The sequence below is a fragment of the Actinomadura luzonensis genome (assembly GCF_022664455.2).
Taxonomy (GTDB): Bacteria; Actinomycetota; Actinomycetes; order Streptosporangiales; family Streptosporangiaceae; genus Nonomuraea; species Nonomuraea luzonensis.
This window is the reverse complement of record NZ_JAKRKC020000002.1, coordinates 2,975,356-2,997,514: the sequence shown is the minus strand read 5'-3', so window position 1 is coordinate 2,997,514 and position 22,159 is coordinate 2,975,356. Positions and strand designations below refer to the sequence as shown.

Annotated in this window: 24 protein-coding genes, 1 pseudogene and 1 riboswitch; of the genes and pseudogenes, 9 read left to right on the top strand and 16 right to left on the bottom strand. The window is 75.1% G+C overall.

Features of this window, described 5'->3' with window-relative positions; all coding sequences use genetic code 11:
* Positions 1–176: 176 nt before the first annotated feature.
* Positions 177–434, bottom strand: a pseudogene (locus MF672_RS44300) (NmrA family transcriptional regulator); the annotation flags it as partial.
* Between the two features lie 81 nt (positions 435–515).
* Here MF672_RS44300 and MF672_RS44295 point away from each other — a divergent pair.
* Positions 516–920: a winged helix-turn-helix transcriptional regulator gene (locus MF672_RS44295; protein ID WP_242381493.1), complete on the top strand. Its 405-nt coding sequence runs from the start codon at positions 516–518 to the stop codon at positions 918–920.
* 40 nt (positions 921–960) lie between these two features.
* On the opposite strand, the gene MF672_RS44290 is transcribed toward MF672_RS44295, so the two are convergent.
* Positions 961–1,797 carry a L,D-transpeptidase family protein gene (locus tag MF672_RS44290; RefSeq protein WP_242381492.1) on the bottom strand — a complete coding sequence of 279 codons (837 nt, stop codon included), beginning with the start codon at positions 1,795–1,797 and terminating at the stop codon, positions 961–963.
* Positions 1,798–1,918: 121 nt separating this feature from the next.
* On the opposite strand from MF672_RS44290, the gene MF672_RS44285 reads away from it, so the two are divergent.
* Together MF672_RS44285 and MF672_RS44280 are read left to right on the top strand one after the other, a co-directional pair.
* Positions 1,919–2,395, top strand: a complete 477-nt coding sequence (locus MF672_RS44285; RefSeq protein ID WP_242381491.1) for a YbaK/EbsC family protein — start codon at positions 1,919–1,921, stop codon at positions 2,393–2,395.
* Positions 2,396–2,404: 9 nt separating this feature from the next.
* Entirely contained in the window at positions 2,405–2,980 is a 576-nt protein-coding gene (locus MF672_RS44280) for a GNAT family N-acetyltransferase (RefSeq protein WP_242381490.1), read from the top strand.
* Positions 2,981–3,151: 171 nt separating this feature from the next.
* On the opposite strand, the gene metF is transcribed toward MF672_RS44280, so the two are convergent.
* Positions 3,152–4,072, bottom strand: coding sequence for a methylenetetrahydrofolate reductase [NAD(P)H] (gene metF, locus MF672_RS44275; RefSeq protein ID WP_242381489.1), 921 nt, complete (start codon positions 4,070–4,072; stop codon positions 3,152–3,154).
* Between the two features lie 133 nt (positions 4,073–4,205).
* Here metF and MF672_RS44270 point away from each other — a divergent pair, with 133 nt between their 5' ends.
* Entirely contained in the window at positions 4,206–5,276 is a 1,071-nt protein-coding gene (locus MF672_RS44270; RefSeq protein ID WP_242381488.1) for a polyprenyl synthetase family protein, read from the top strand.
* Positions 5,277–5,620: 344 nt separating this feature from the next.
* Here MF672_RS44270 and thiE read toward each other — a convergent pair whose 3' ends face one another.
* Genes thiE through MF672_RS44255 form a run of 3 tightly spaced genes read right to left on the bottom strand, consistent with a single transcriptional unit; the run spans position 5,621 to position 7,808 of the window.
* Complete coding sequence (thiE, locus tag MF672_RS44265; protein WP_242381487.1) at positions 5,621–6,259, bottom strand: thiamine phosphate synthase; 639 nt, start codon at positions 6,257–6,259, stop codon at positions 5,621–5,623.
* Positions 6,237–6,614, bottom strand: coding sequence for an Rv2175c family DNA-binding protein (locus tag MF672_RS44260; RefSeq protein ID WP_242381486.1), 378 nt, complete (start codon positions 6,612–6,614; stop codon positions 6,237–6,239). The genes thiE and MF672_RS44260 overlap by 23 nt, the downstream gene beginning before the upstream one ends.
* A gap of 30 nt (positions 6,615–6,644) precedes the next feature.
* Positions 6,645–7,808 carry an NAD(P)/FAD-dependent oxidoreductase gene (locus MF672_RS44255; protein WP_242381485.1) on the bottom strand — a complete coding sequence of 388 codons (1,164 nt, stop codon included), beginning with the start codon at positions 7,806–7,808 and terminating at the stop codon, positions 6,645–6,647.
* Between the two features lie 81 nt (positions 7,809–7,889).
* Positions 7,890–8,007, top strand: a riboswitch (TPP riboswitch).
* Between MF672_RS44255 and thiO the strand changes: the two genes are divergently transcribed.
* From thiO to pknB, 4 genes are all read left to right on the top strand, one after another.
* Positions 7,998–9,263, top strand: a complete 1,266-nt coding sequence (gene thiO / locus MF672_RS44250; protein ID WP_242381484.1) for a glycine oxidase ThiO — start codon at positions 7,998–8,000, stop codon at positions 9,261–9,263. It overlaps the preceding riboswitch by 10 nt.
* On the top strand, positions 9,260–9,460 hold the full coding sequence (gene thiS, locus MF672_RS44245; RefSeq protein ID WP_242381483.1) for a sulfur carrier protein ThiS: 201 nt from the start codon (positions 9,260–9,262) through the stop codon (positions 9,458–9,460). The genes thiO and thiS overlap by 4 nt, the downstream gene beginning before the upstream one ends.
* Positions 9,453–10,208 (top strand): thiazole synthase, encoded by a 756-nt coding sequence (locus MF672_RS44240; RefSeq protein WP_302893381.1) that lies wholly within the window; start codon positions 9,453–9,455, stop codon positions 10,206–10,208. Before thiS ends, MF672_RS44240 begins: the two co-directional genes overlap by 8 nt.
* 178 nt (positions 10,209–10,386) lie before the next feature.
* On the top strand, positions 10,387–12,459 hold the full coding sequence (pknB, locus tag MF672_RS44235; protein WP_242381482.1) for a Stk1 family PASTA domain-containing Ser/Thr kinase: 2,073 nt from the start codon (positions 10,387–10,389) through the stop codon (positions 12,457–12,459).
* 30 nt (positions 12,460–12,489) lie between these two features.
* On the opposite strand, the gene alc is transcribed toward pknB, so the two are convergent.
* From alc to MF672_RS44220, 3 genes are all read right to left on the bottom strand, one after another.
* Positions 12,490–13,455 (bottom strand): allantoicase, encoded by a 966-nt coding sequence (gene alc, locus MF672_RS44230; protein WP_242381481.1) that lies wholly within the window; start codon positions 13,453–13,455, stop codon positions 12,490–12,492.
* Positions 13,456–14,766: an allantoinase AllB gene (gene allB, locus MF672_RS44225; RefSeq protein WP_242381480.1), complete on the bottom strand. Its 1,311-nt coding sequence runs from the start codon at positions 14,764–14,766 to the stop codon at positions 13,456–13,458.
* Positions 14,767–14,865: 99 nt separating this feature from the next.
* The gene (locus tag MF672_RS44220; RefSeq protein WP_242381479.1) at positions 14,866–16,002 is read right to left on the bottom strand and encodes a glycerate kinase; all 1,137 of its coding nucleotides are present in this window, start codon (positions 16,000–16,002) and stop codon (positions 14,866–14,868) included.
* Positions 16,003–16,231: 229 nt separating this feature from the next.
* Here MF672_RS44220 and MF672_RS44215 point away from each other — a divergent pair, with 229 nt between their 5' ends.
* Positions 16,232–17,383 (top strand): winged helix DNA-binding domain-containing protein, encoded by a 1,152-nt coding sequence (locus MF672_RS44215; RefSeq protein WP_242381478.1) that lies wholly within the window; start codon positions 16,232–16,234, stop codon positions 17,381–17,383.
* A gap of 26 nt (positions 17,384–17,409) precedes the next feature.
* Here MF672_RS44215 and MF672_RS44210 read toward each other — a convergent pair whose 3' ends face one another.
* From MF672_RS44210 to uraD, 7 genes are read right to left on the bottom strand one after another with little or no spacing between them, the layout of a single operon-like run.
* Positions 17,410–17,622: an EF-hand domain-containing protein gene (locus tag MF672_RS44210; protein WP_242381477.1), complete on the bottom strand. Its 213-nt coding sequence runs from the start codon at positions 17,620–17,622 to the stop codon at positions 17,410–17,412.
* Between the two features lie 50 nt (positions 17,623–17,672).
* Complete coding sequence (locus tag MF672_RS44205; RefSeq protein ID WP_242381476.1) at positions 17,673–19,025, bottom strand: 8-oxoguanine deaminase; 1,353 nt, start codon at positions 19,023–19,025, stop codon at positions 17,673–17,675.
* Entirely contained in the window at positions 19,022–19,495 is a 474-nt protein-coding gene (locus MF672_RS44200) for a (2Fe-2S)-binding protein (RefSeq protein WP_242381475.1), read from the bottom strand. The genes MF672_RS44205 and MF672_RS44200 overlap by 4 nt, the downstream gene beginning before the upstream one ends.
* Positions 19,495–20,358, bottom strand: a complete 864-nt coding sequence (locus MF672_RS44195) for an FAD binding domain-containing protein (RefSeq protein WP_242381495.1) — start codon at positions 20,356–20,358, stop codon at positions 19,495–19,497. Before MF672_RS44195 ends, MF672_RS44200 begins: the two co-directional genes overlap by 1 nt.
* Positions 20,359–20,373: 15 nt before the next feature.
* Entirely contained in the window at positions 20,374–21,234 is an 861-nt protein-coding gene (gene pucL / locus MF672_RS44190) for a factor-independent urate hydroxylase (protein ID WP_242381474.1), read from the bottom strand.
* A complete protein-coding gene (gene uraH, locus MF672_RS44185) occupies positions 21,234–21,539 on the bottom strand; it encodes a hydroxyisourate hydrolase (protein WP_242381473.1) in 306 nt (101 codons plus the stop codon). Before uraH ends, pucL begins: the two co-directional genes overlap by 1 nt.
* Positions 21,536–22,045 (bottom strand): 2-oxo-4-hydroxy-4-carboxy-5-ureidoimidazoline decarboxylase, encoded by a 510-nt coding sequence (uraD, locus tag MF672_RS44180; RefSeq protein ID WP_242381472.1) that lies wholly within the window; start codon positions 22,043–22,045, stop codon positions 21,536–21,538. The genes uraH and uraD overlap by 4 nt, the downstream gene beginning before the upstream one ends.
* Positions 22,046–22,159 lie beyond the last annotated feature (114 nt).

Here is a 22,159-nt window from a genome sequence, read left to right as displayed (position 1 = left end):
GCCGCGGCCCCGGCGAGCGCCAGCCCGGCCACGAGCTCGGCGTACAGGCCGTTGCGCAGGACGGTGACGCCGAACGGCGCCTCGGCCAGCCGCGCCTCGGTCCAGCGGTGCGCGAGCGCGAGCGTCAGCCGCTCCCCCGACCCGGCGAGGCTCGTGTAGACCACGTGCCGCACCCCTGCCTCGGCGGCCGCCCGCACCACGGCCCCGTGGCGGGCCAGCACGACGTCGTCCTCGGCGTACCCGGCCGAGACGAAGACCAGCACGTCCACGCCCGCGAACGCCTCCGCGAGCGTCTCCGGGCGGTCGAAGTCCGCCGTCCGGTCCGCGACGCCTGCGGAGCTGCTGGCCCCGGCCGCCTCCACTCCGCCCACGGCCCGCAGCCCGGCGAGGATCGCCCCGCCCAGTTGCCCCGACACGCCGGTGACGAGAATCATCTGACCACTCCTGGTGTTGTGCCCGGTTAGACGGTCACCAGCATGGGCGCACCCGGGCGTCCGCCATAAGGAGGCACTTTCATGTCAGTCGCGCACACCGACGTAACCGCCCAGGTCAGCGGGCCGTGCGGGGACGAGGACTGCGGGATCCGCGACGTGCTCGACCGGCTCGGCGACAAGTGGACGGTGCTGGTGCTCGTCGAGCTGGCCAAGGGCGTGCGGCGGTTCAGGGAGCTGCACCGGGCGATCCCGGGCGTCTCCCAGCGCATGCTGACGGTGACGACCCGGCGGCTGTGCCGGGACGGCCTGGTCGAGCGGACGGCGTACCCGACCATCCCGCCGCAGGTGGAGTACCGGCTGACGCCGATCGGCCGGAGCCTCGCGGAGACGGTGGAGCGGCTGGCGGACTGGTCGAGGGAGCACAGGACGGCCATGGCCGCCGCGAGGGACCGCTGGGACGCCGAGCACCCGGGCGAGCCGGGCTGAGCGGGCGAGCCGGGCTGAGACCCGAGGTCGGCCCCGGGGCTCACAGCCCCTTGAAGCGGCCCCGCACGTGCACCGGCACGCCCTTGCCGAGCATCCCCGGCAGCACCTCGGCCACGTTCATCGGCATGCGGACGCAGCCGTGCGAGGCCGGCTGGAGCGGCACCGACAGCGCGCCGTGGAAGGCGATGCCGCCGTTGAAGAAGATGGGGTTGTACAGCTCGCCCAGGTAGGACTTGTGCCAGCCGCTCGCCCGCCAGGTGGTCCGGTAGTCGCCGGTGGGCGTGCTCGCCGAGCCGCAGAAACGCTGCTCCTTGCCCTGCCACACCGCGGTCTCGCAGTACGGGACGCCGCTGCCGGAGGAGATGTGGGTGATGAGCGCCGGCCGGCCGCCGACGTACAGGACCATGATCTGCTTGGTGAGGTTGACCTCGGCGCGGGTCGCTCTGCCGCCGGGCACCAGGACCTTGGGGGCCTTCGGGCTCTCCAGGGCCTCCCAGGTGCGCCTGGCGATCGTGCTGGTGGGCCGGATGCCGTTGACCTTCTGGAACGCCCACACCGCCGCCAGGGTGGTGCCGCCGTAGCGGCCGTCGGCCTTGCCGGGGCGGTAGCCGAGCTCGGTGAGCCGCCGCTGCATCCAGGTGACGGCCTTGCCCTTGGCGCCCAGCTTCAGCGTCTTACGAGGCGCGGCGACGGGGGCCGCGGAGGTGGCGGAGGGGCCTGCCTGCGCGGCGGCCCCGCCGGTGGCGGCGGGCGCCTGAGCGGGCCCCTGAGCGGGCCCCTGAGTGGACGCGGCGGCGGACGGCAGGGCTGGTGGTCGCGCCGCGGTCGTGCCGCAGCCGGACAGCGCGACGGCTCCGGCCGTCAGCAGAGCAGCCATTCCGGGCAGTCGCGAAAACCCCACCCGTACCACCTCTCATGCCGTGTGCAGCGGATCACAGGACACTACACCAGTCACCACGAACGGGTAATCAAGCCGTCAACCTGTTTAGAGTGTCCCCATGTCTGAGAAGTTGCCTCCTAACGCCGTCGTCGTGCAGTCCGCGTTGCGTGAGCTGGGGGCGGGCGGCGAGGTCATCGTGCTGCCGGAGAAGGCGCCCACGGCGGCGACCGCCGCGGCGCAGCTCGGCTGCGAGGTCGGGGCCATCGCCAACAGCCTGATCTTCGACGCCGACGGTGAGCCGCTGCTGGTGCTGACGAGCGGCGCCCACCGCGTCGACACCGGCCTGATCGCCCGTACGGCGGGCGCGGCGAAGGTGCGGCGGGCCACGCCGGAGTTCGTGCGGGCGGCGACCGGGCAGCCCATCGGCGGCGTGGCCCCGGTCGGGCACCCCGCGCCGGTGCGCACGCTGGTGGACAACTGGCTGAGCAAGCACGAGGTGGTGTGGGCGGCCGGCGGGCATCCGCTGACGGTGTTCCCGACGACGTTCGACGAGCTGGTGCGCATCACCGGGGGCGTCGCGGTGGACGTCGAGTAGGGTGCGACGGTGATCGAGTTTCGCGGGGCGGGGCCGGCCGAGTTCACCGAGCGGCTGGAGACGGTGATCGGGATCTACACGGCAGCGATGAACCCGCCCGGGGACCAGATCACCGGCCGCAAGGCCATCATGCGCAATCACGCGACATATCCCCATTTTCAGTGCTACTTCGCCGAATTGCGTGAACCGTCGCTGACTCCTGGCGACCGCGAGGAGCCCAGGACCGTCGGCTTCGCCTACGGCTTCCGCGGCGCGCCCGGGCAGTGGTGGCACGACGTCGTGCTCAGGGCGCTCACCGAGCAGTCCGGCCGCGAGACCGCCCAGGCCTGGCTCGGCCACGCCTTCGAGCTGGCCGAGATCCACGTCCACCCCGACTACCAGGGCAAGGGCATCGGCCGCGCCATGATCAGGACCCTCTGCGCGGGCCGCGGCGAGCGCTCGGCGGTGCTGTCCACCCACGACCGGCCGACCGCCGCCCGCCACCTCTACGCCAGCCTCGGCTTCACCGACCTGCTGTCACGGTTCGTCTTCCCGGGCGGCTACGAGGAGTACGCCATCGCGGGCCGCCCCCTCCCGCTGCCCTGAGCCCGGCCTCCGCCTGGTGCGGGGTTTGCCATGTCATGACCGCGGGCATGAACCACGACGGAAAGTGACCGACCCTTTACGGCATGACAGGTGTCTCCTGCCGTCATCCGCCCGGTCCCCCTGCGGGCGGGTGACGGCTTTGACGCGCGCCGGGGCCGCCCTTGCCGGGGCTCAGGCGGTGAGCGGGACCGGGGCGAGCCGCTGGAACACCTCGCGCGAGGCGCTGGAGCGGTTGAAGGTGATGAAGTGGATGCCGGGCGCGCCCTCGTCCAGCAGCCGCTGGCACAGCTCGGCGCCGTGGTCGATGCCGAGCCGCCGCACCGCCGCCGGGTCGTCCTTGACGGCCTCGAAGCGCGCCGCCACGTCCGGCGGGAACGGCGCGCCCGACAGCTGCTCGGAGCGCGCGATCGTGCTCATCTGCGTCACCGGCATGATGCACGGGATGATCGGGGTGTCGCAGCCCTGGGCCGCCACCCGGTCGCGCAGCCGCAGGTAGTCGTCGGCCTGGAAGAACATCTGGGTGATCGCGTAGTCGGCCCCGGCCCGGCACTTGCGCACGAAGAACTCGGTGTCGGACTCGATGGACGGCGAGCGCGGATGCTTGTAGGGGAACGCCGCCACGCCCACGCAGAAGTCGCCCGACTGCCGGATCAGCCGCACCAGCTCCTCGGCGTACAGGACGCCCTCGGGATGCCGGACCCACTCCCCCGCCGGGTCGCCGGGCGGGTCGCCGCGCACGGCCAGGATGTTGCGCACGCCCGCGTCGGCGAAGCGCCCGACCAGGTGGCGCAGCTCGCGCACCGAGTGGTTGACCGCGGTGAAGTGGGCGACCGGGGTGAGCGTGGTGTCGTGGGCGATGCGCTCGACGATGTCGACCGTGCGGTCGCGGGTGGAGCCGCCGGCGCCGTAGGTGACCGACACGAACGCCGGCCGCAACGACTCCAGCTCCCTGATCGCCTTCCAGAGCTGCCGCTCGCCCTCGTCGGTCTTGGGCGGGAAGAACTCGAAGGAGAACGTGCGGCCCCCGGCGGCGAGCATGTCGCGGACGGTGGGGACACGTCCGGGCAGGACGGAGGGTCGACCAAGCGCCATGGCCCAAGGTTACAGGCAGCGGCGGCGGTCGCGGAGGCCCCGCCGCGACCGCTCCCGCCCGGCCCGGCGGGGTTCACGTACCTCACCCCGGCCCCGAGCGGAAGCGCTCCGACCGGCCACTAGTCTCAAAGGCATGACCTCTGACGCCGTGAGCATGGACGTCCTGCGCACGCGGGTGGAGCGTGCCCTGGGCGCCTTCGTCGAGCACCGGCTCCCCGCCGCCGGCGACCCCGACTTCCAGCCGCTGCGCGCCGCCGCCGAGGACCTGCTGGCGGGCGGCAAGCGGCTGCGGCCCGCGTTCTGCTACTGGGGCTGGCGCGGCGCGGGCGGCGCGGACGACGACCCCGGCATCTTCACCGCGGCGGCCTCGCTGGAGCTGCTGCAGGCCAGCGCGCTCGTGCACGACGACGTGATGGACAAGAGCGACCTGCGCCGCGGCATGCCGGCGGCGCACCGCCGCTTCCAGGCCATGCACGAGAAGGCGGCCTGGCACGGCTCCCCCGAGCAGTTCGGCGAGGGCGCGGCGATCCTGCTGGGCAACCTGCTGCTCATCTGGTCGGGCGAGATGTGGCGCACCAGCGGCCTGCCGCGCGAGGCGCTGGAGGCGGCCCAGCCGGTGCACGACCACATGCGCACCGAGCTGATGTGCGGCCAGTACCTCGACCTGCTGGAGCAGGCCCACGGGGAGAACACGTTCGACTCGGCGCTGCGGGTGGCGCTGTACAAGAGCGGCAAGTACTCGGTGGAGCAGCCGCTGCGGCTCGGCCTCGCGCTCGCCGCGCGCAAGCTCACGCCCTGGATGGACGAGCTGTGCACCGGCTACGGGCAGCGCGTCGGCATCGCCTTCCAGCTCCGCGACGACATCCTGGGCGTCTTCGGCGACCCGGCGCAGACCGGCAAACCCGCGGGCGACGACCTGCGCGAGGGCAAGCGCACCATGCTCGTGGCCCGCACCCTGGCCGCCGCCTCCCCCGGCGCGGCCGCGGCCGTCCGGCGGCTGCTCGGCGACCCCCGCCTGGACGAGGACGGGGTGGCGACGCTGCGCGACGTCATCGAGGGCACGGGGGCGCTGCGCGAGTGCGAGGAGCTGATCGGCGTCTACCTGGGCGAGGCGCTGGACGCCCTCGCGCGGGCCCCGGTCACCGAGGAGGCCAGGGCGGCGCTGGAGGGCCTCGCGATCGCCGCCACCTCCCGCACCACCTGACCCGCACAAGCTGGACCGCCGCCGCCACTTCCGGCATCGCCAGACACGCGCCACCAAGCTGAAGCGCCGCCCCGTCCGGCCTGGCGGTCGCCGCCTCCCGCACCACCAGACCCCGCGAAAAACTGGAGCGCCGCCCCGTCCGGAGGGAGGGGGCGGCGCGTCGGGCAGAGGCGGGGTGCCGGCCGGAGTGCGGCCGGTGTGATGGGGCCGTGGCCCGGGTCGGTGGCCGGGCCGGCGGGCCCGACCGTGGTGGGGCCGGCTGTGGCGGGCCCGACTGTGGCGGGCCCGACCGTGGTGGGGCCGGCTGTGGGGGGCCGGAGTGCGACCGGCTGTGGGGGCTCCGGTCAGGCTGCCGCCAGCCGTTTGGCGAACTCGGCCGCGGCCGCGCCCGGGTCGTCGGCGTCGGTGATCGCCCGGACGACCACGACCCGGCGCACCCCGTACGACAGGACCTCGTCCAGGTTGCCGAGGTCGATGCCGCCGATGCCGAACCACGGCCGCGCCGTGCCCAGCCCCGCGGCGTGCCGCAGCAGCGGCGGGCCGGGGGCCGGACGGCCGGGCTTGGTCGGCGTGGGCCAGATCGGCCCGCAGCAGAAGTAGTCGACGCCCTCCTCCACGGCCGCGGCGGAAGCCTCGGCGGTGGAGTGGGTGGACCGTCCGATGACGATGTCGTCGCCGAGTATCTCTCGCGCGACCGTCACTGGAAGGTCGTCCTGCCCCAGGTGGAGCACGTCGGGACGGGCCGCGTAGGCGATGTCGGCCCGGTCGTTGACCGCCAGCAGCTTGCCGTGCCGGTCGCAGGCGTCGCGGAAGACTTCGAGGAGGGCGAGTTCTTCGCGGGCCTCCAGGCCCTTCTCCCGCAGCTGGATGATGTCCACGCCGTTGGCCAGCACCGTGTCGAGGAACTGCGCGAGGTCGCCGCGGTCGCGGCGGGCGCCGGTGCAGAGATAGAGGCGGGCGTCAGAAAGCGAGGGCCTGGGCACGCCGCTTGACCTCGGTGTGACGGCCGGCCCTGATCGCCTCGATGGGCGAGCCGGGCAGCGAGTCGTCGGGGGTGAAGAGCCAGCGCAGGGACTCGACGTCGTCGTAGCCGGCGTCCTGCAGCACGGTCAGCGTGCCCGGCAGGCCCTTCATCACTTCCTTTCCGTCGAGGAACACCGCGGGCACCTGCGGCCCGCCACTGCCCTCCCGGCGCACGCCGAGGAGCTTGTGGTCCTTGAGGAGTTGCTTGGCCCGCCCCATCGGAAGGTCGAGGCGCCGGGCCACTTCGGGGAGGGTGAGCCACTCGTCGACGAGTTGGTCGGTCTCCCGGTCGATCTGTGCAACAGAAAGCGTCACGGAACCACAACTACCACATGGCGTGCTTGCTCAAACAACACAATCCCGTAGGGGTACTTCTGGATCTACCAGGCGTTCCGCGTGGAGGCGGGCGCCCGCGTCGATGAGCCGGCGGCCCTGGACGAGGTCCCGGGGGCGGTCCACGGCGAAGACGGCGGCGAGGGTGTCGTCGGCGCGCAGCCAGACGGCCGACCACTTGCCCTCCGGGCCGCCGCGGTAGAGCAGGCGCTCGCCGGCCGGGTGGTGGCCCGCGTACTGGACCATGTGCCCGAACTGCTCGGACCAGAAGTACGGCACCGGGTCGTAGACGGCGTCCTCGCCGAGCAGGGCGGCGGCGGCGACCTCGGGGGCGTTGAGCGCGGTGTCCCAGTGCTCGACGCGGAGCCTGGCCTGGAAGCGGCGCGACCACCAGGCGGCGCAGTCGCCCACCGCGACCGTGCCGGGCAGCGAGGCGCGCAGCCGCTCGTCCACGACGACGCCGTTGTGCAGGTCGAGGTCGGCGTCGGCGAGCCACTCGACGGCGGGGCGGACGCCGATGCCGGCGACGACCACGTGCGCGTCCAGGAACTCGCCGCCGACCAGCTCGACGCCGCCCTCCTCGACGGAGTGGACCATGGTGTCCAGGCGCAGGTCGATGCCGTCGTACCAGCGTTCGGTGCGGGCGCCGATCTCGGCGCCGACGGCGGTGAAGAGCGGCGCGGGCCCGGCCTCCACGACGGTGACGTGGCAGCCGGCGCGGCGGGCGGCCGTCGCCACCTCGGCGCCGATCCACCCCGCGCCGATGACCGCGACGCGGGCGCCGGGCACCAGCGCGGCCCGCAGCTCGTGGGCGTCGTCCAGGGTGCGCAGGACGTGTTGCGGGCCGTCGCCGGGCAGCCTGACCGGGTCGGCGCCGGTGGCGATGACCAGGCCGTCGTAGCGCAGCTCGCCCTCGGTCGTCTCGACGGCTCCCGGGCGCAGCGCGGTGGCGGACACCCCGGGCCGGAAGGCGACGCGCAGCGCGGCGAGGTCGGTGTCGACGAAGGTGGTGTCGGACTCGCCCAGCAGCACGCTCTTCGTCAGGGGCGGGCGGTCGTAGGGGCGGTGGCGCTCCCGTCCGACCAGGGTGATCGTGCCGTCGAATCCGCGCCCGCGCAGCGCCTCGACCGTGCGCACGCCGGCCAGGCCCGCTCCCACCACCACGACATGGTTCACGACCAAGACCATAGACGGGCGCGCGGCCCGGCGGCGAAGGGGGGCGTGCGGGGACACGCCGGTGAGGTCGTAGGCTGTGGGCGTAAGACGCGCGGGAGTCCGGCCGTGACCGGGCTGAGAGGAAGGCTGCCAGCGGGCCTTCGACCGCAAGACACCTGATCCGGATCATGCCGGCGAAGGGAGCGCACGATGGACGCGAACGCAGGCGGCGCAGCCGCCGGGCTCTCCACTACGACCGCCGGGCTCTCCGGCGCGGGCGGCGGGCTCTCCGGGCTCACCGACGTGGTCGTGGGGGGCGGGGTCGTCGGGCTGTCCGTGGCGTGGCGGCTGGCGCGGGCCGGGCGGCGGGTGGCCGTGGTCGATCCGCGTCCGGCGCGCGGGGCCTCGCACGCGGCGGCCGGCATGCTGGCCCCGATCAGCGAGGTCACCTACACCGAGGCGCCGCTGCTGCGGCTCGGGATGGCGTCGCTGCGCCGCTGGCCGGCCTTCGCGGCCGAGCTGGCCGCCGACGCGGGCCTGCCCGCCACCGGGCCCGGGGTGGACCTGCGCGCGGAGGGGACCCTGGACGTGGCGTTCGGGGCCGACGACCTCGCGGCGCTGGACGAGCTGGCCGCGTTCATGGACAAGCTGGGGCTGCCGGTCGAGCGGCTGACCGGGCGCGAGTGCCGGCGGCTGGAGCCGATGCTGGCGCCGTCGGTGCGCGGCGGGCTGCTGGCGGCCGGTGACGCCTGGGTGGACCCGCGCCGGGTGACGGCGGCGCTGCTGGCCGCGCTGGAGCGGCTGCGGGTGCCGCTGGTCCGGGCCCGCGCCACCGGGCTGCTGCGCGAGGACGACACGGGAGCGGAGCCGCCGGGCGCGGGCAGGGTCGTCGGGGTGCGGCTGGAGGAGGGCGCGGGGCCGTCCGAGGTGCGGGCCGGGCGGGTGGTGCTCGCGGCCGGCGCCTGGAGCGGCGGCCTGGCCGGGGTCCCGGTGCGCCCGGTCAAGGGCCAGATCCTGCGCCTGCGCTCGCCGCGGCCGCTGCTCACCCGGTGCGTACGCGGCTCCGTCCACGGCTCGTCCGTCTACCTCGTCCCCCGGGGCGACGGCGAGCTGGTGGTCGGCGCCACCCAGGAGGAGCTGGGCTTCGACACCCGCGTGACGGCGGGCGGCCTGTACGAGCTGCTGCGCGACGCCAGGGAGCTGGTGCCCGGCGTCACCGAGCTGGAGCTGGCCGACGTGGTGGCGGGCCTGCGCCCGGGCACGCCCGACAACCTGCCGGTCATCGGCCCTGGAGGCGCGCCGGGGCTCGTCCTCGCCACCGGTCACCACCGGGGCGGCGTGCTGCTCGCGCCCCTCACGGCGGCCCTGGTCGCCGGGGAGAGCGGTGGCGAGGAGGCGGCCGAGCTGGACGCGCTGGGCGCGTTGTGCTCGCCCGCCAGGTTCCACGAGTCGGGGGGAGTTCAGGAGATCGCATGATTGTCCAGATCAACGGGGCCGCGCACGAGCTCGCCGACGGCACGACCGTGGCGCAGGCCGTACGGGCCCTGACCACGGCGACCACCGGGGTCGCCGTGGCCGTGAACGACGAGGTGGTCACGCGCGGCGCCTGGGAGACCACGGCGCTGCGCGACAGCGACCGCGTGGAGGTGCTGACGGCGGTGCAGGGTGGATGAGCTGATCATCGCCGGGGAGAAGTTCGCCTCCCGGCTCATCATGGGCACCGGCGGGGCGCCCTCGCTGGAGGTGCTCGACCAGGCGCTCGCGGCCTCGGGCACCGAGCTGACCACGGTCGCGATGCGGCGGCTCGACCCGGCGGCGCGCGGCTCGGTGCTGGACGTGCTGCGCGAGCGCGGCATCAAGGTGCTGCCGAACACGGCCGGCTGCTTCACCGCGGGCGAGGCCGTGCTGACGGCCCGGCTGGCCCGCGAGGCCCTGGGGACGAACTGGGTCAAGCTCGAGGTCATCGCCGACGAGCGGACGCTGCTGCCGGACCCGATCGAGACGTTCGACGCGGCCGAGCGGCTGGTCGCCGACGGGTTCGTGGTGCTGCCGTACATCGGCGACGACCCGGCGCTGGCCCGGCGGCTGGAGCAGGCCGGGTGCGCGGCGGTGATGCCGCTGGGCGCGCCGATCGGGTCGGGGCTCGGCATCCGCAACCCGCACAACATCGAGCTGATCGTCGAGGCCGCCTCGGTGCCGGTGATCCTCGACGCGGGCATCGGCACGGCGAGCGACGCCGCGCTGGCGATGGAGCTGGGCTGCGACGCGGTGCTGCTGGCCACGGCGGTCACCCGGGCGCAGCGGCCGGACCTGATGGCGGCGGCGATGAAGGCGGCGGTGTCGGCCGGGCGGCTGGCGCGGCAGGCCGGGCGCATCCCGCGCCGCCGCTACGCCGAGGCGTCCTCGCCCATGACCCCGTGACCCGTGACCCCATGACGACCCCGTGACCCCCGCGCCCTGCCCGTGACCCGGCCTTTCGTGGCACGGGTGGGACACAGCGGGGCCCGCGGGACTATGGTGCGTTCCAGGGGGCACGGCTCGGCATCGGTTTCGGGCGGCCGGGCCCTGCCGGTGCCAAAACGCCCGTAAACTCGGCGGGGTGGATACGACGACTGCGGACCCTCTGGTCGGGCGGCTCCTCGATGGACGCTATCGCATCGAGAGCCGGATCGCCCGGGGCGGTATGGCGACCGTCTACCTGGCGCTCGACGTGCGGCTCGACCGCACGGTGGCGCTGAAGGTCATGCACCGCTCGCTCGCCGAGGACCCCGCGTTCGTCAGGCGGTTCATCGGCGAGGCGAAGTCGGTGGCCAGTCTCTCCCACCCCAATGTCGTGCACGTCTTCGACCAGGGCACCGACAACGACGTCGTCTACCTGTCGATGGAGTACGTGCCGGGCCGCACGCTCCGCGACGTGCTGCGCGAGCGCGGCCGGCTGCCCGCCCGCGAGGCGCTGGAGATCCTCATCCCGGTGCTGGCCGCGCTCGGCGCCGCCCACCAGGCCGGCATGGTGCACCGCGACGTCAAGCCCGAGAACGTGCTGATGACCGACGACGGCCGGGTCAAGGTCGTGGACTTCGGCCTGGCCAAGGCCATCGAGGCGACGAACCAGACGCGCACCGGCGTGATGATCGGCACGATCGGCTACATGGCGCCCGAGCAGGTGCTCACGGGCGCGGCCGACGTGCGCAGCGACGTCTACGCGGCCGGCATCATGCTGTTCGAGCTGGTGACCGGGCAGCAGCCCTACGACGGCGAGACGCCCATGTCGGTCGCCTACCGGCACGTCCACGACACCGTGCCGGCGCCGTCGTCGCTGACGCCCGACGTGCCGCCGCTGATCGACACGCTCGTGGCGCAGGCCACGGCGCGCGAGCCCCAGGACCGCCCGAAGGACGCGACGGCGCTGCTGGTGGCGGCCGTGGACGCGCACCGCATGCTGCCGCGCACCACGATCCCGCCGCTGTCGCACGCGCGGCCGTACGGGCCGATGCGCGGCTCCGGCGCGATGTCCGCGCCCGTCACCGGGTCGATGGCGGCCCCGGCGGCCGCTTCCCTGCCCGGCCCGGCGCCCGTGCCGATGGCCGGGTCGATGGCCGGGTCGATGGCCGGGTCCGCGCCCGGCCTGCGCCCGCAGCCGCCGTCCCAGCCGAACGACCGCACCGCCGTGCACGCCGCCCCCTCGGTGCCGCAGGTCGCGCCCGCGCACACGCTCGTCCAGCCGCGCGCCGAGGTCCCCGGCCGGCGGCGGCGCGGGTTCCGGCCCAACTGGTTCCTGGTGGCGCTGGCCGCCTTCATGGTGGTCGCCATCGGGCTGACCGGCTGGTTCTTCGCCCAGCCCGACTACGTGCACGTCCCCGACCTGGTGGGCAAGAGCATGGCGCTGGCCCAGCAGGACGCCGCCAAGGGCGGCTTCAAGATCAGGACCGGCCAGGGCCAGTACGACGAGAAGACCGCCGAGGGCCTGGTCCTGTCCACCGACCCGCTCGCCGGCACCGAGGTCGAGCAGGGCGCCACGATCACGTTGACGCCCTCGCTCGGCCCCAAGCGCGTGGTGGTGCCCAACGTCACCGGCATGAACGGCAACGACGCCCGCGCCGCGATCGCCAAGGAGGGCCTGACCGTCGGCTCGGTCAAGCGGCTGCCCAACACCGAGGTCGAGCGCGACAAGGTGATCCGCACCTCCCCGCAGGTGGGCGAGAAGGTCAAGGAGGGCGCGCGCATCTCGATCTTCGTCAGCGCCGGCCTGGTGATGCCGGACGTCGGCGGCATGCCGAAGGACGAGGCCGCCGGCTACCTCGGCCAGCAGGGCTTCTCGGTGCAGGTGCAGGAGATCGACGACGACGCCGAGCCGTGCACCGTCATCGCGCAGGTGCCGAAGGCGAAGTCCGAGGTCGACCGGGGCGCGCAGGTCACGGTCACGGTCGCGCGCTGCCAGACCGACTTCTGGGACTGGTTCGGCCGGGGCGACAACCAGGCCCGCGACGACCAGCAGTTCGCCCTGGTGCCGCAGGTGATCGGCAAGAACGTCGAGGACGCCAGGCGCGAGCTGGCCGCGCTGGGCTTCAGGGTGGAGGTCCACCGGCTGGGCAACCGCGGCGTGGTGCAGTTCCAGCGTCCGCTGCCGAGCAGCGAGCGCCCGCCGGGCAGCACCGTCCACCTCTGGCAGTGACGCCCCGGGAGTGACGCCCGGGGGCGCCGCTCAGGGCGTCAGGTGGCCGTGGAGGCGGACCCTGGCCAGGCCGCCGTCCGGGTGGATGTCCACCCGGACGTGCGTGACCGGCACGCCGGCGGCGGCGCCGAGGCGGAAGCGGTGCGGCGTGTCGGGCTGCAGGCGGGTGCGCGGCAGCAGCTCCACCGGGGCGGCGGCGCCGGGCTCGCCGTCGAAGCCGGTGAGGGTGACCGCGGCCGGGGCGTTGAAGATCAGATTCGTGGTGTCGATCTCGGCCAGGCGGAGCACGCCGCGCCCGGCCAGGCGGATGACCAGCCAGTCGTTGCCGCCGTCGCGCCGCCGCGCCGTCTCCCAGCCCTCCGCCTGGTGGCGGGCCAGGCCGGGGGCGATGACGTTGTGCGGGGCGGAGTAGAAGCCGTCGGAGCAGGCGGTGACCAGCCCGCCGCTGGCGAGCGCGGCCAGGTCGAGGCCGAGCCCGTCGTACGGGGTCAGGTCGGGGCGGGGCTCGCCGTGCACGCGCAGCCGGGCGACGCCGCCGTCCGGGAAGATGCTGAGCCGCACGTGCGTGCGGCGCTCACCGCCGGCGACGGGGAAGAGGTGCTCGGCGTCGCCCTTCAGCTCCGACCTCGGCACGATCTCCGCCCAGTCGGCGGCCAGCAGCTCCTCCGGGGACGGGTGGCCCTCGACGCAGGCCGCCTCGACCCGGGCGTGCGGCGGGTAGTTGCCGGTGAACCAGGCGGTGTCGACGACCACCCCGCGGATCACGCCCGGCACCCCGAGCCGCACCAGCGCCCAGTCGTGGCCGGGCGCGCGCCGCCGCCGGGTCTCCCAGCCGTCGTAGACCTGCCCCTTGGGCCCGAACGTGCCGGCGCGGAAGCCGGGCCGGCCGGGCCGGATCAGGCTCTCCTTCTCGGCGAACGACTCGTCGCTGGCGGCCACCACCGCCCCGCCGTGGGTACGCAGCGCGAGGTCGGGCAGCTCGGTGAAGCGGGTCATCTACTGCTCTCCCAACAGGAATCGGCCGTGCGGCACGCCGTCCACGGGCCGGCCGCGCAGCCACGTGGTGAGCACCGCGCCCTTGAGCACGCGCCCGTGGTACGGCGTGACGGGGTTCTTGTGGTGCAGACGGGCGGCGTCCACGGGGTTGTCGGCGGCCGGGTCGAAGGCGACGAGGTCGGCGTCGTTGCCCGGCGCGATCGCGCCCTTGCCGGGCAGGCCCGCGAGCGCGGCGGGGGCGGCGGCCATCCACCGCGCCACGTCGGCCAGCCGGTGGCCCCGGCGGGCGGCCTCCGTCCAGACCGCGGCCAGCCCGAGCTGCAACGAGGCGATGCCGCCCCAGGCGGCGGCGAAGTCGGGCACCTTGAGGTCGGCGGTGGAGGGTGAGTGGTCCGACACCACGCAGCTCAGCACCCCGCCGGCCAGCCCCTCCCACAGCAGGTCGCGGTTGGCGGCGGAGCGGATCGGCGGGCAGCACTTGAACGCCGTCGCCCCCTCGGGCACCTGCTCGGCCGCCAGCGTCAGGTAATGGGGGCAGGTCTCGGCGGTGACCGGCACCCCGTCCGCCCGCGCGGCCGCCAGCACGTCCAGGCAGGCGGCGCTGGAGACGTGCAGGACGTGCACCCGCGCGCCGGTCTCCCTGGACAGCTCGACCAGCCGCCGCACGGCGCTGCGCTCGGCCTCCCCGGGCCGCGAGGCCAGGAACTCCGGGTAGCCCGGCCCGGCCGGCTCGGCCAGCAGCGCCGGGTCCTCGGCGTGCACCACCATGAGCCCGCCGAACCCGGCCACCTCCTCCAGCGCCCGCCGCAGCTCGCCGCCCTCCAGCGGCGGGAACTCCTCGACCCCGGACGGCGACATGAAGCACTTGAAGCCGAGCACGCCGCGCTCGCGCAGCGGCGCCAGGTCCTTGACGTTGCCCGGCACCGCCCCGCCCCAGAACCCGACGTCCACGTGGCACTGCCCGCGCGCCGCGGCCAGCTTGGCCTCCAGCGCGGCCACGCTGACCGTGGGCGGCAGCGAGTTGAGCGGCATGTCGACGATGGTGGTGACGCCGCCCGCCGCGGCGGCCCTGGTCGCCGAGGCGAACCCCTCCCAGTGCGTGCGGCCGGGCTCGTTGACGTGGACGTGCGTGTCCACCAGGCCGGGCAGCAGCGCCAGGTCGCGGAGGTCGACGTCCTCGGCGGCGTCGAGGGGCGCGTCGTAGGCGTGCAGGGCCTCGACGCGCTCGCCGCGCACGGCCACCGCGGCGGGCCGCTCCCCTTCGGGCGTGACGGTCCGGCGGGAGCGGACCACGAGGTCGAGCTGCGTCATGAGGTCCCTTCGACCGGGTCGGGCATCGGATGGTTGAGCGTCGGGCGGTTGAGCGTCGGGCGGTTGAGCGTCGGGCGGTTGAGCGTCAGGCGGTGCGGGTCAGGCGGTGAGGTGGCGGTCGGCGGCGACGCGGGCGGCCAGGCGTTCCAGCAGCGGCCCGGCCTCGGCCATGCACCGCGCCGGGTCGGGCTCCAGGTCGGTGAGGGCGTAGGCGGCCTCGATCCCGGCGGCCTTCAGCTCGGCGTCGGAGAGCGCGCGCCGCCCGCACACGGCCACGACCGGCACCCCGGCCCTGGCCGCGGCCTGCGCGACCCCGACGGGGGCCTTGCCGCGCAGCGACTGCTCGTCCAGGGAGCCCTCGCCGGTGATGACGAGCCGCGCGCCCGCCGCCGCCGCGCCGAAGCCGAGCAGCCCGAGCAGGTGGTCGATGCCGGGGCGGATCTCGGCGTGCAGGAACGCCAGCGCCGCGAAGCCGACGCCGCCGGCCGCGCCCGCCCCCGGCGCCCCGGCGACCCCCATGGCCCGGACGATGTCGTCGTGCTCGACCGCGCCCATCAGGCCGTGGGTGCGGGTGGCGACGGCGGCCAGCCGGGTCAGCCCCGCCTCCAGGATCTTCACGTCCTCGGGGGTGGCGCCCTTCTGCGGGCCGTAGACGGCGGCGGCGCCGTGCGGGCCGAGCAGCGGGTTGTCCACGTCGCTCGCGACCACGAACGCGACGCCGGCGACGTCGAGGAAGCCGGTGACGTCGATGCGGTCGAGCTGCCGCAGCGCGGCCCCGCCCGGCGGCAGCTCGGCGCCGTCCGCGTCCAGCAGCCGGGCGCCGAGCGCCTGCGCCATGCCCGCTCCCCCGTCGGTGCAGGCGCTGCCGCCCAGCCCCAGCACCACGCGCCTGGCGCCGCGCCGCACCGCGTGCGCGATCAGCTCGCCGGTGCCGCGGCTGGTGGCGGTCAGCGGCTCGGGCCCGGCCGGGAGCCGGCGCAGCCCGGACGCCTCGGCCAGCTCGACCACGGCGGTGGCGTCCTCCGGGTGCCAGGCGTAGGAGGCGGTCACGGGCTCGCCGGTCGGCCCGGTCACCTCGGTCGTGACCCGTTCGAACCCGCAGGCCACGGCGGCGTCCACGGTGCCGTCGCCGCCGTCGGCCACCGGCAGCTCCACCGTGGGCACGCCGAGCCCGGCCGTGACCCGCGCCGCGACCTCGGCCGCCGTCAGCGATCCCTTGAACTTGTCAGGGGCCACCAGAACATGCTGAACCACTACGAACTCCCACACGATGATGAACAATGGCCGGACACGTCTTCCTGCCCGGTGCGAGCGGGCAGGAAGGCGTGACTCATCATCACATCACCCAGTGAAGCGGCCGAGCCCGGCGCGGCCTATGCACGCCCCCACCAACGGGCGCCCGTCCGGCCGGTCGCGAGGTGTGTGATCCTCCAACTACGCTCTCCTTCGCGAAGGAGGGCCCGATATGCGGATCACGGCACGGCAGCGGCGGGCGCGGCTCGGCGTGCGGCACCGGCTGACGGTCAAGGCGGCCACGCCGGAGGAGGCGGCGGCGTCCGTGGTGGCGCTGCACGGCACCGACCCGCCGACGGTGTTCCTGTCGGCGGGCGCGCGGCTGGCCGCGCCCGGCCCCGGGCCGGTGGAGCGGGCCCTGTACGACGACCGCACGCTGGTGCGGATGACGGGCATGCGGCGGACGGTGTTCGTGGTCCCGGCCGGGCTGGTGCCGGTGGTGCACTGGTCCACGATGGCCCCCGTGGCGCGCCGGGAGCGGCGCTCGCTGCTGAAGACGTTCGCCGAGGGCGGCTGGGACGAGACGCGGGTCGCGGCGGCCGAGGAGGCGGTGCTGCGCGCGCTGGCCGAGGCGGGCGAGGCGGACGCCGCCGAGCTGGGCGCGCTGGTGCCGGAGCTGCGCGAGCAGGTGAAGGTGGCGGCGGGCAAGCCGTACGAGGCGATGGTGAGCCTGGGCTCGCGGCTGCTGCCGCTGATGGCCATGGACGGGCGGCTGGTCAGGGGCCGCCGGGCGGCCGGCACCTGGGTCAGCGGCCGGCACCTGTGGGGCCTGGCGGCCGAGCTGCCCGTCCTGACGCCGGCGGAGGCTCAGGCGGAGCTGGCGCGGCGGTGGCTGGCGGCGTTCGGCCCGGGCACGGAGGCCGACTTCACGTGGTGGACCGGCTGGACGCGGACCGACGCGCGCAAGGCGCTGGCCGCCGCCGGCGCGGTGGAGGTGGAGCTGGACGAGGGCCCCGGCCTGGTGCTGCCCGGCGACCTGGCGGAGACGCCCGAGCCAGAGTCGTGGGCGGCGCTGCTGCCCGCGCTCGACCCGACGCCGATGGGCTGGCAGGCCCGCGACTGGTACCTGCCGGCCGGGCACCGGGCGGCGCTGTTCGACCGCAACGGCAACGTGGGCCCGACCGTCTGGTGGGACGGCCGGGTGGTGGGCGGCTGGGCGCAGCGGCCGGACGGCGAGCCGGTGTGGCGGCTGCTGGAGGACGTCGGCGCGGAGGGGCGGGCGGCGATCGAGGCCGAGGCGGCCGGGCTGGCCGCCTGGCTCGGCGGGGTCCGCGTCACCCCGCGGTTCCGCACCCCGCTGGAGCGCGAGCTGTCCGCCCCGTGAGCCGCGCCTGAAGGCCCGTGCGCCCGTCAGGAGACGGTCCTGATGAACTCCTCCAGGGAGTAGCGGCCGTCCTGGTCGGCGTCGGCGCTCTGGCTCAGCGCGCCGAGGGCCTCGGCCGGCAGGTCCGGGAAGTGCGTGCGCAGCTCGCTCTCGCTGATGTAGCCGTCGCCGTCGGTGTCGATCGCGGCGAAGGTGCTCTTGAGCTGCTCCAGCCGGTCCTGGGGGAGTTCCGCCGTCACGGGGCCGCCTTTCGGGGATGCGCTGTTTCCGGACATCCACACCTTAACGGTCAGACCTCCCCGGCGAGGCGGAGGAGGCGGCGCCGCGCCTCGGCCCCGGCCCGGCCGAGCGCGTCCTGCGGGGTGGTGCGCAGCTCGCCGTCCGCCACCACGGTCCGCCCGCCGACCAGCAGCCTGGCCAGCGGCAGCGCGGGCCCGAACACCAGCGCGCAGACCGGGTCGGCGACGGCCGCCGCGTACGGGCCGTCCACCCGCCACAGGGCGATGTCGGCGAGCTTGCCCGCCTCCAGCGTGCCCAGCTCGTCGCCCCTGCCGAGGTTGCGCGCCCCGCCCAGGGTGGCCAGCTCCAGCGCCTGGCGGGCGGTCAGCGCCGCCGGCCCGTAGCGGGCGCGCTGGAACAGCAGCGCCTGCCGCATCTCGCCGGCCAGCGGCGTCAGCTCGGAGGAGGCGGCGCCGTCCACGCCGAGGCCGACGTTCACGCCGCGCCGCAGCATCTCCGACACGCGGGCGATGCCGGCGCCGAGCCGCCCGTTGGAGGAAGGGCAGTGCGCGGCGCCGGTGCCGGTGAGCGCGAGCCTGGCGATGTCGGCGTCGCTCAGGTGCACCGCGTGCGCGAGCCACACGTCGGGGCCGAGCCAGCCCAGCTTCTCCAGGTAGTCGACCGGCCGCAGGCCGAGCTGCGCCAGGCAGTGCTCCTCCTCGTCGGCGGTCTCGGCGAGGTGCGTGTGCAGCCGTACGCCCTTGTCGCGGGCCAGGGCGGCCGACTCGCTCATCAGCTCGCCGCTGACCGAGAACGGCGAGCACGGCGCGACCGCGACCCGCAGCATCGAGGACGGCGACGGGTCGTGGTAGGCGTCCACGGCCTCGGCGGTGGCGGCCAGGATGTCCTCCAGGTCCTCGACCACCTCGTCCGGGGGCAGGCCGCCGCGCGACTCGCCGCGGTCCATCGAGCCGCGCGCCGGGTGGAAGCGGAGGCCCACCTCCCTGGCCGCCTCGACCCCGGCCGCGAACAGGTCGCCGCGGCCCTTCGGGAACAGGTAGTGGTGGTCGCTGGAGGTGGTGCAGCCGGACAGCGCCAGCCAGCCGAGCCCGGCCCCGGCCGCGCCCCTGACGATCTCGGCGTCCATCGCCGCCCACACCCGGTAGAGCGCCACCAGCCACTCGAACAGGGTGGCGTCCTGCGCGAGGCCCTGCGAGGCCCACTGGTAGAGGTGGTGGTGGGTGTTGACCAGCCCGGGGGTGGCCAGGCAGCCGGAGCCGTCGAGGCGTTCCGCGCCGGGCGCCCCGGGGGCGGGCCCCTCGCCCAGCGCCGCGATGCGGTCGCCCTCGACGAGCAGCCAGCCCGAGGGGATCTCCGGGCCGGCGACGGGCGCGAGGTGCACGTTCTCGATGACCAGGCTCATCGGGCCGCCGCCTTCCGCGCGGCGGCCAGGCGCACCGCGTCGAGGATCTTCTCGTAGCCGGTGCAGCGGCACAGGTTGCCGGCCAGCGCCTCGCGGATCTCCGCGTCGGACGGCTCGGGGACGCGTCCCAGCAGGTCGTGGGCCTGCACGAGCAGGCCGGGCGTGCAGAAGCCGCACTGCACGGCCCCGCACTCGGCGAACGCCTCCTGCACCGGGTCGAGCCTGTCCCCCTCGGCCAGGCCCTCCACGGTGCGCACCTGCCGGCCCTCGGCCTGCCCGGCGGCGACCAGGCAGGAGCAGACCGGCTCGCCGTCCAGGTAGACCGTGCACGAGCCGCACTCGCCCTGCTCGCAGGCGTTCTTCGAGCCGGGCAGGCCGAGCCGTTCCCGCAGCACGTACAGCAGGCTCTCGCCCTCCCACACGCCGTCGGCGCAGTGCTCGCGGCCGTTGACGGTGAACGTGACGCGCATCAGGCCGCCCTCCTTCCGATGTGGTCGCTCCAGGCCCAGGTCAGCGTCCGGCGGGCCATGATCTCGACGGCGTGCAGCCGGTAGGCGGCGGTGCCGCGCACGTCGTCGATGGGCGCGGCGGCCTCGGCGCACAGCCGGCCGAACCGCTTGACCAGCGACGCGTCCGGCGCGGCCGCGTCCCAGTCGAGCTCGCGGGCCAGCAGCTCCTCGGCCGCCTCGGCGCGGCGCGGGGTGGGGGCGGCCGAGCCGATGCCGGTGCCGATCCGCTGCCGCGCGGGGTCCAGCGCGATCGCGAACGAGCACACCGCGATCACCATGGCGTTGCGGGTGCCGACCTTGGAGAAGTACTGCGGCCCTGCCGCGACCGGCACCCGTACGGCCCTGATCAGCTCGTCCGGCCGCAGGGCGCTGCGCTTGACGCCGCGGTAGAACCCGGCGGCCGGGATCAGCCGCACGCCGCCGTCGCGCGACTCGGCCTCGACCACCGCCTCGGCGGCCAGCAGCGGCGGGTGGCTGTCACCGGCGGGCGAGGCCGCGCCGAGGTTGCCGCCGACCGTGCCGCGGTTGCGGATCTGCGGCGAGCCGACGGTCCTGGCGGCCTGCGCCAGCCCCGGCGCGAGAGCGCCCAGCTCCTCGACGACCACCCGGTACGGCACCCCGGCCCCGATCCGGCACACGCCGTCCGCGACCGACCACGCGCGCAGCTCGGCCACCCGCGTCAGGTCCAGCAGCGCCGGCGGCCTGCGCACGGCGAAGTTGATCTCCACCATGACGTCGGTACCGCCCTGGAGGGGCACCGCCTCCGGCCGGTCCGCCTTGGCGGCCAGCGCCTCCGCCCACGTCGTGGGCCGCAGGAAGTCCATCGTGCTCACTCGTGCTCACTCCCAGGCGAATCCGGCGTCGGGCGCGTCCTCGCGCAGCACGCCGCCCTCGATCAGCCCGTACGGGCGGTCGGCGGCGTGGTAGACCTCGTTGTCGTTGTCCAGCCCGAACGGCGACAGGTCCACGAGGAAGTGGTGCTTGTTCGGCAGCGAGAGCCGGACCTCGCAGATCTCGGGGCAGGAGGTCAGGACGCGCTCCCCCATGGCGTACAGGGTCTGCTGGAGCGAGAGGCTGTGGGTGCCCGCGAACGCCTCCAGCAGGGCGCCGCGCGCCCGCTCGTACGACGTCCCGTGGTCGGCGGTCTCGCCCGCGTGCCGCCACCGGGCCCGCACCTCGGTGGCGAGGACGCGGTCCCTGGTGGGCTTGAGCGTGGTGTACTCGTCCGCCGCGAAGCCGCGGAACTCCGAGCCGGTGGTGTTGAGCAGCACCAGGTCCTTCAGCCCGGACACGACCGTGCTGCGGCCGTCCCGGTCGTGGTGGACGACGCAGGTGCGCACCTCGCCGCCGTCGCGCACGAACGAGTGCGGCCCGCCGCGGCGCCAGGCGTACTCCTCGACCTCCACCCGCGCGTGGTGCACGGCCGGCTGGGAGGTGACGAAGTGCCGGGCCAGCAGCAGCGCGAACTCCTCGATCTCGCCGACGCCGTGCTTGCGGGCGAAGGCGTGGACGGTGTTCTTCTGGCTGTCGGTCGGCAGGACGGCCGCGTTGTCGCCGGTCAGGTGCACGGCCTCCATCGCGCCGGACAGCGCGGTGCCGACATTGAGGTCCTTGAGGTGGTGGACGGGCCCGTCACGGACGACCCGGACCAGCCGGACGTCCGCCTTGCCGTAGCGGTTGGGGCCGAGCTTGACGGTCATCAGCTTCCTCGGTAGGTGGAGTAGGCGTACGGGCTGAGCAGCAGCGGCACGTGGTGGTGCCGGGCCGGGTCGGTGACGGTGAAGGCGATGACGACCTCGGGGTAGAAGGTGTCGCGGAGGTAGCCGCCGGTGTCGAAAACGACGCGGCGCACCCCGGCGCCCGCGGTGTCCCAGCCCTTGATCCGGCCGTCGCCGTCGGTGCGTCCCTCGGCCAGGACCATCCCGGCGTCGTCCTCCAGCCGCACCCGCACGCCCGCGGCCGGGCGGCCGGCGACGGCGTCGAGCACGTGCGTCGAGAAGCTCATCCCTCTCCTCCCAGCAGCTTGACCAGCCGCAGCCTGGTGATCTTGGCCAGTTCCTCGCGGACCGCCGCCCGTTCGCGCCGCTCGTCGTTGCCCAGCCGCTCGCGCAGCCGGGCCAGCAGCTCGGCGCCGCCGAGCCCGCTGGCGCACACCAGGTAGACGTGGCCGAAGCGGGCCTCGTAGGCGCGGTTGCCCTCGGCCAGGGCGGCACGCAGGCCGTCCTCGACGCCGGACTGCTCCTGCCGCGACCACGCCGCCTCCCGTCCCGTGCCGCCGGGCCGCTCCCCGATGCGGGGGTGCGCGGCCAGCGCCTCCAGCACGCCGGGCCAGCCGAGCTCCGCGATCGCCGCCCCGGCCGCGGCCATCAGCTCGGGGAGGTCGCCGTACGGGCGGCCGGCCGCCACCCGCGCCGCGAACGCCGTGGAGGCGCAGCAGGCGAGCAGCTCCTTCTCGGCCTCGCCCGGCGAGGCGGCGTTGAAGGCGGCGAGCGCGGTGGACGTCGCGGGCATGTCAGAAGTACACACAGGGCCTTCGTGCCCGGTCCATCCGCGAGAACTCCCAACTCCCGCCCCCGCCGCGGCCCGCTTTTGGTGTCATGCTCCAATCCGGCGCGCCCGCGCGCC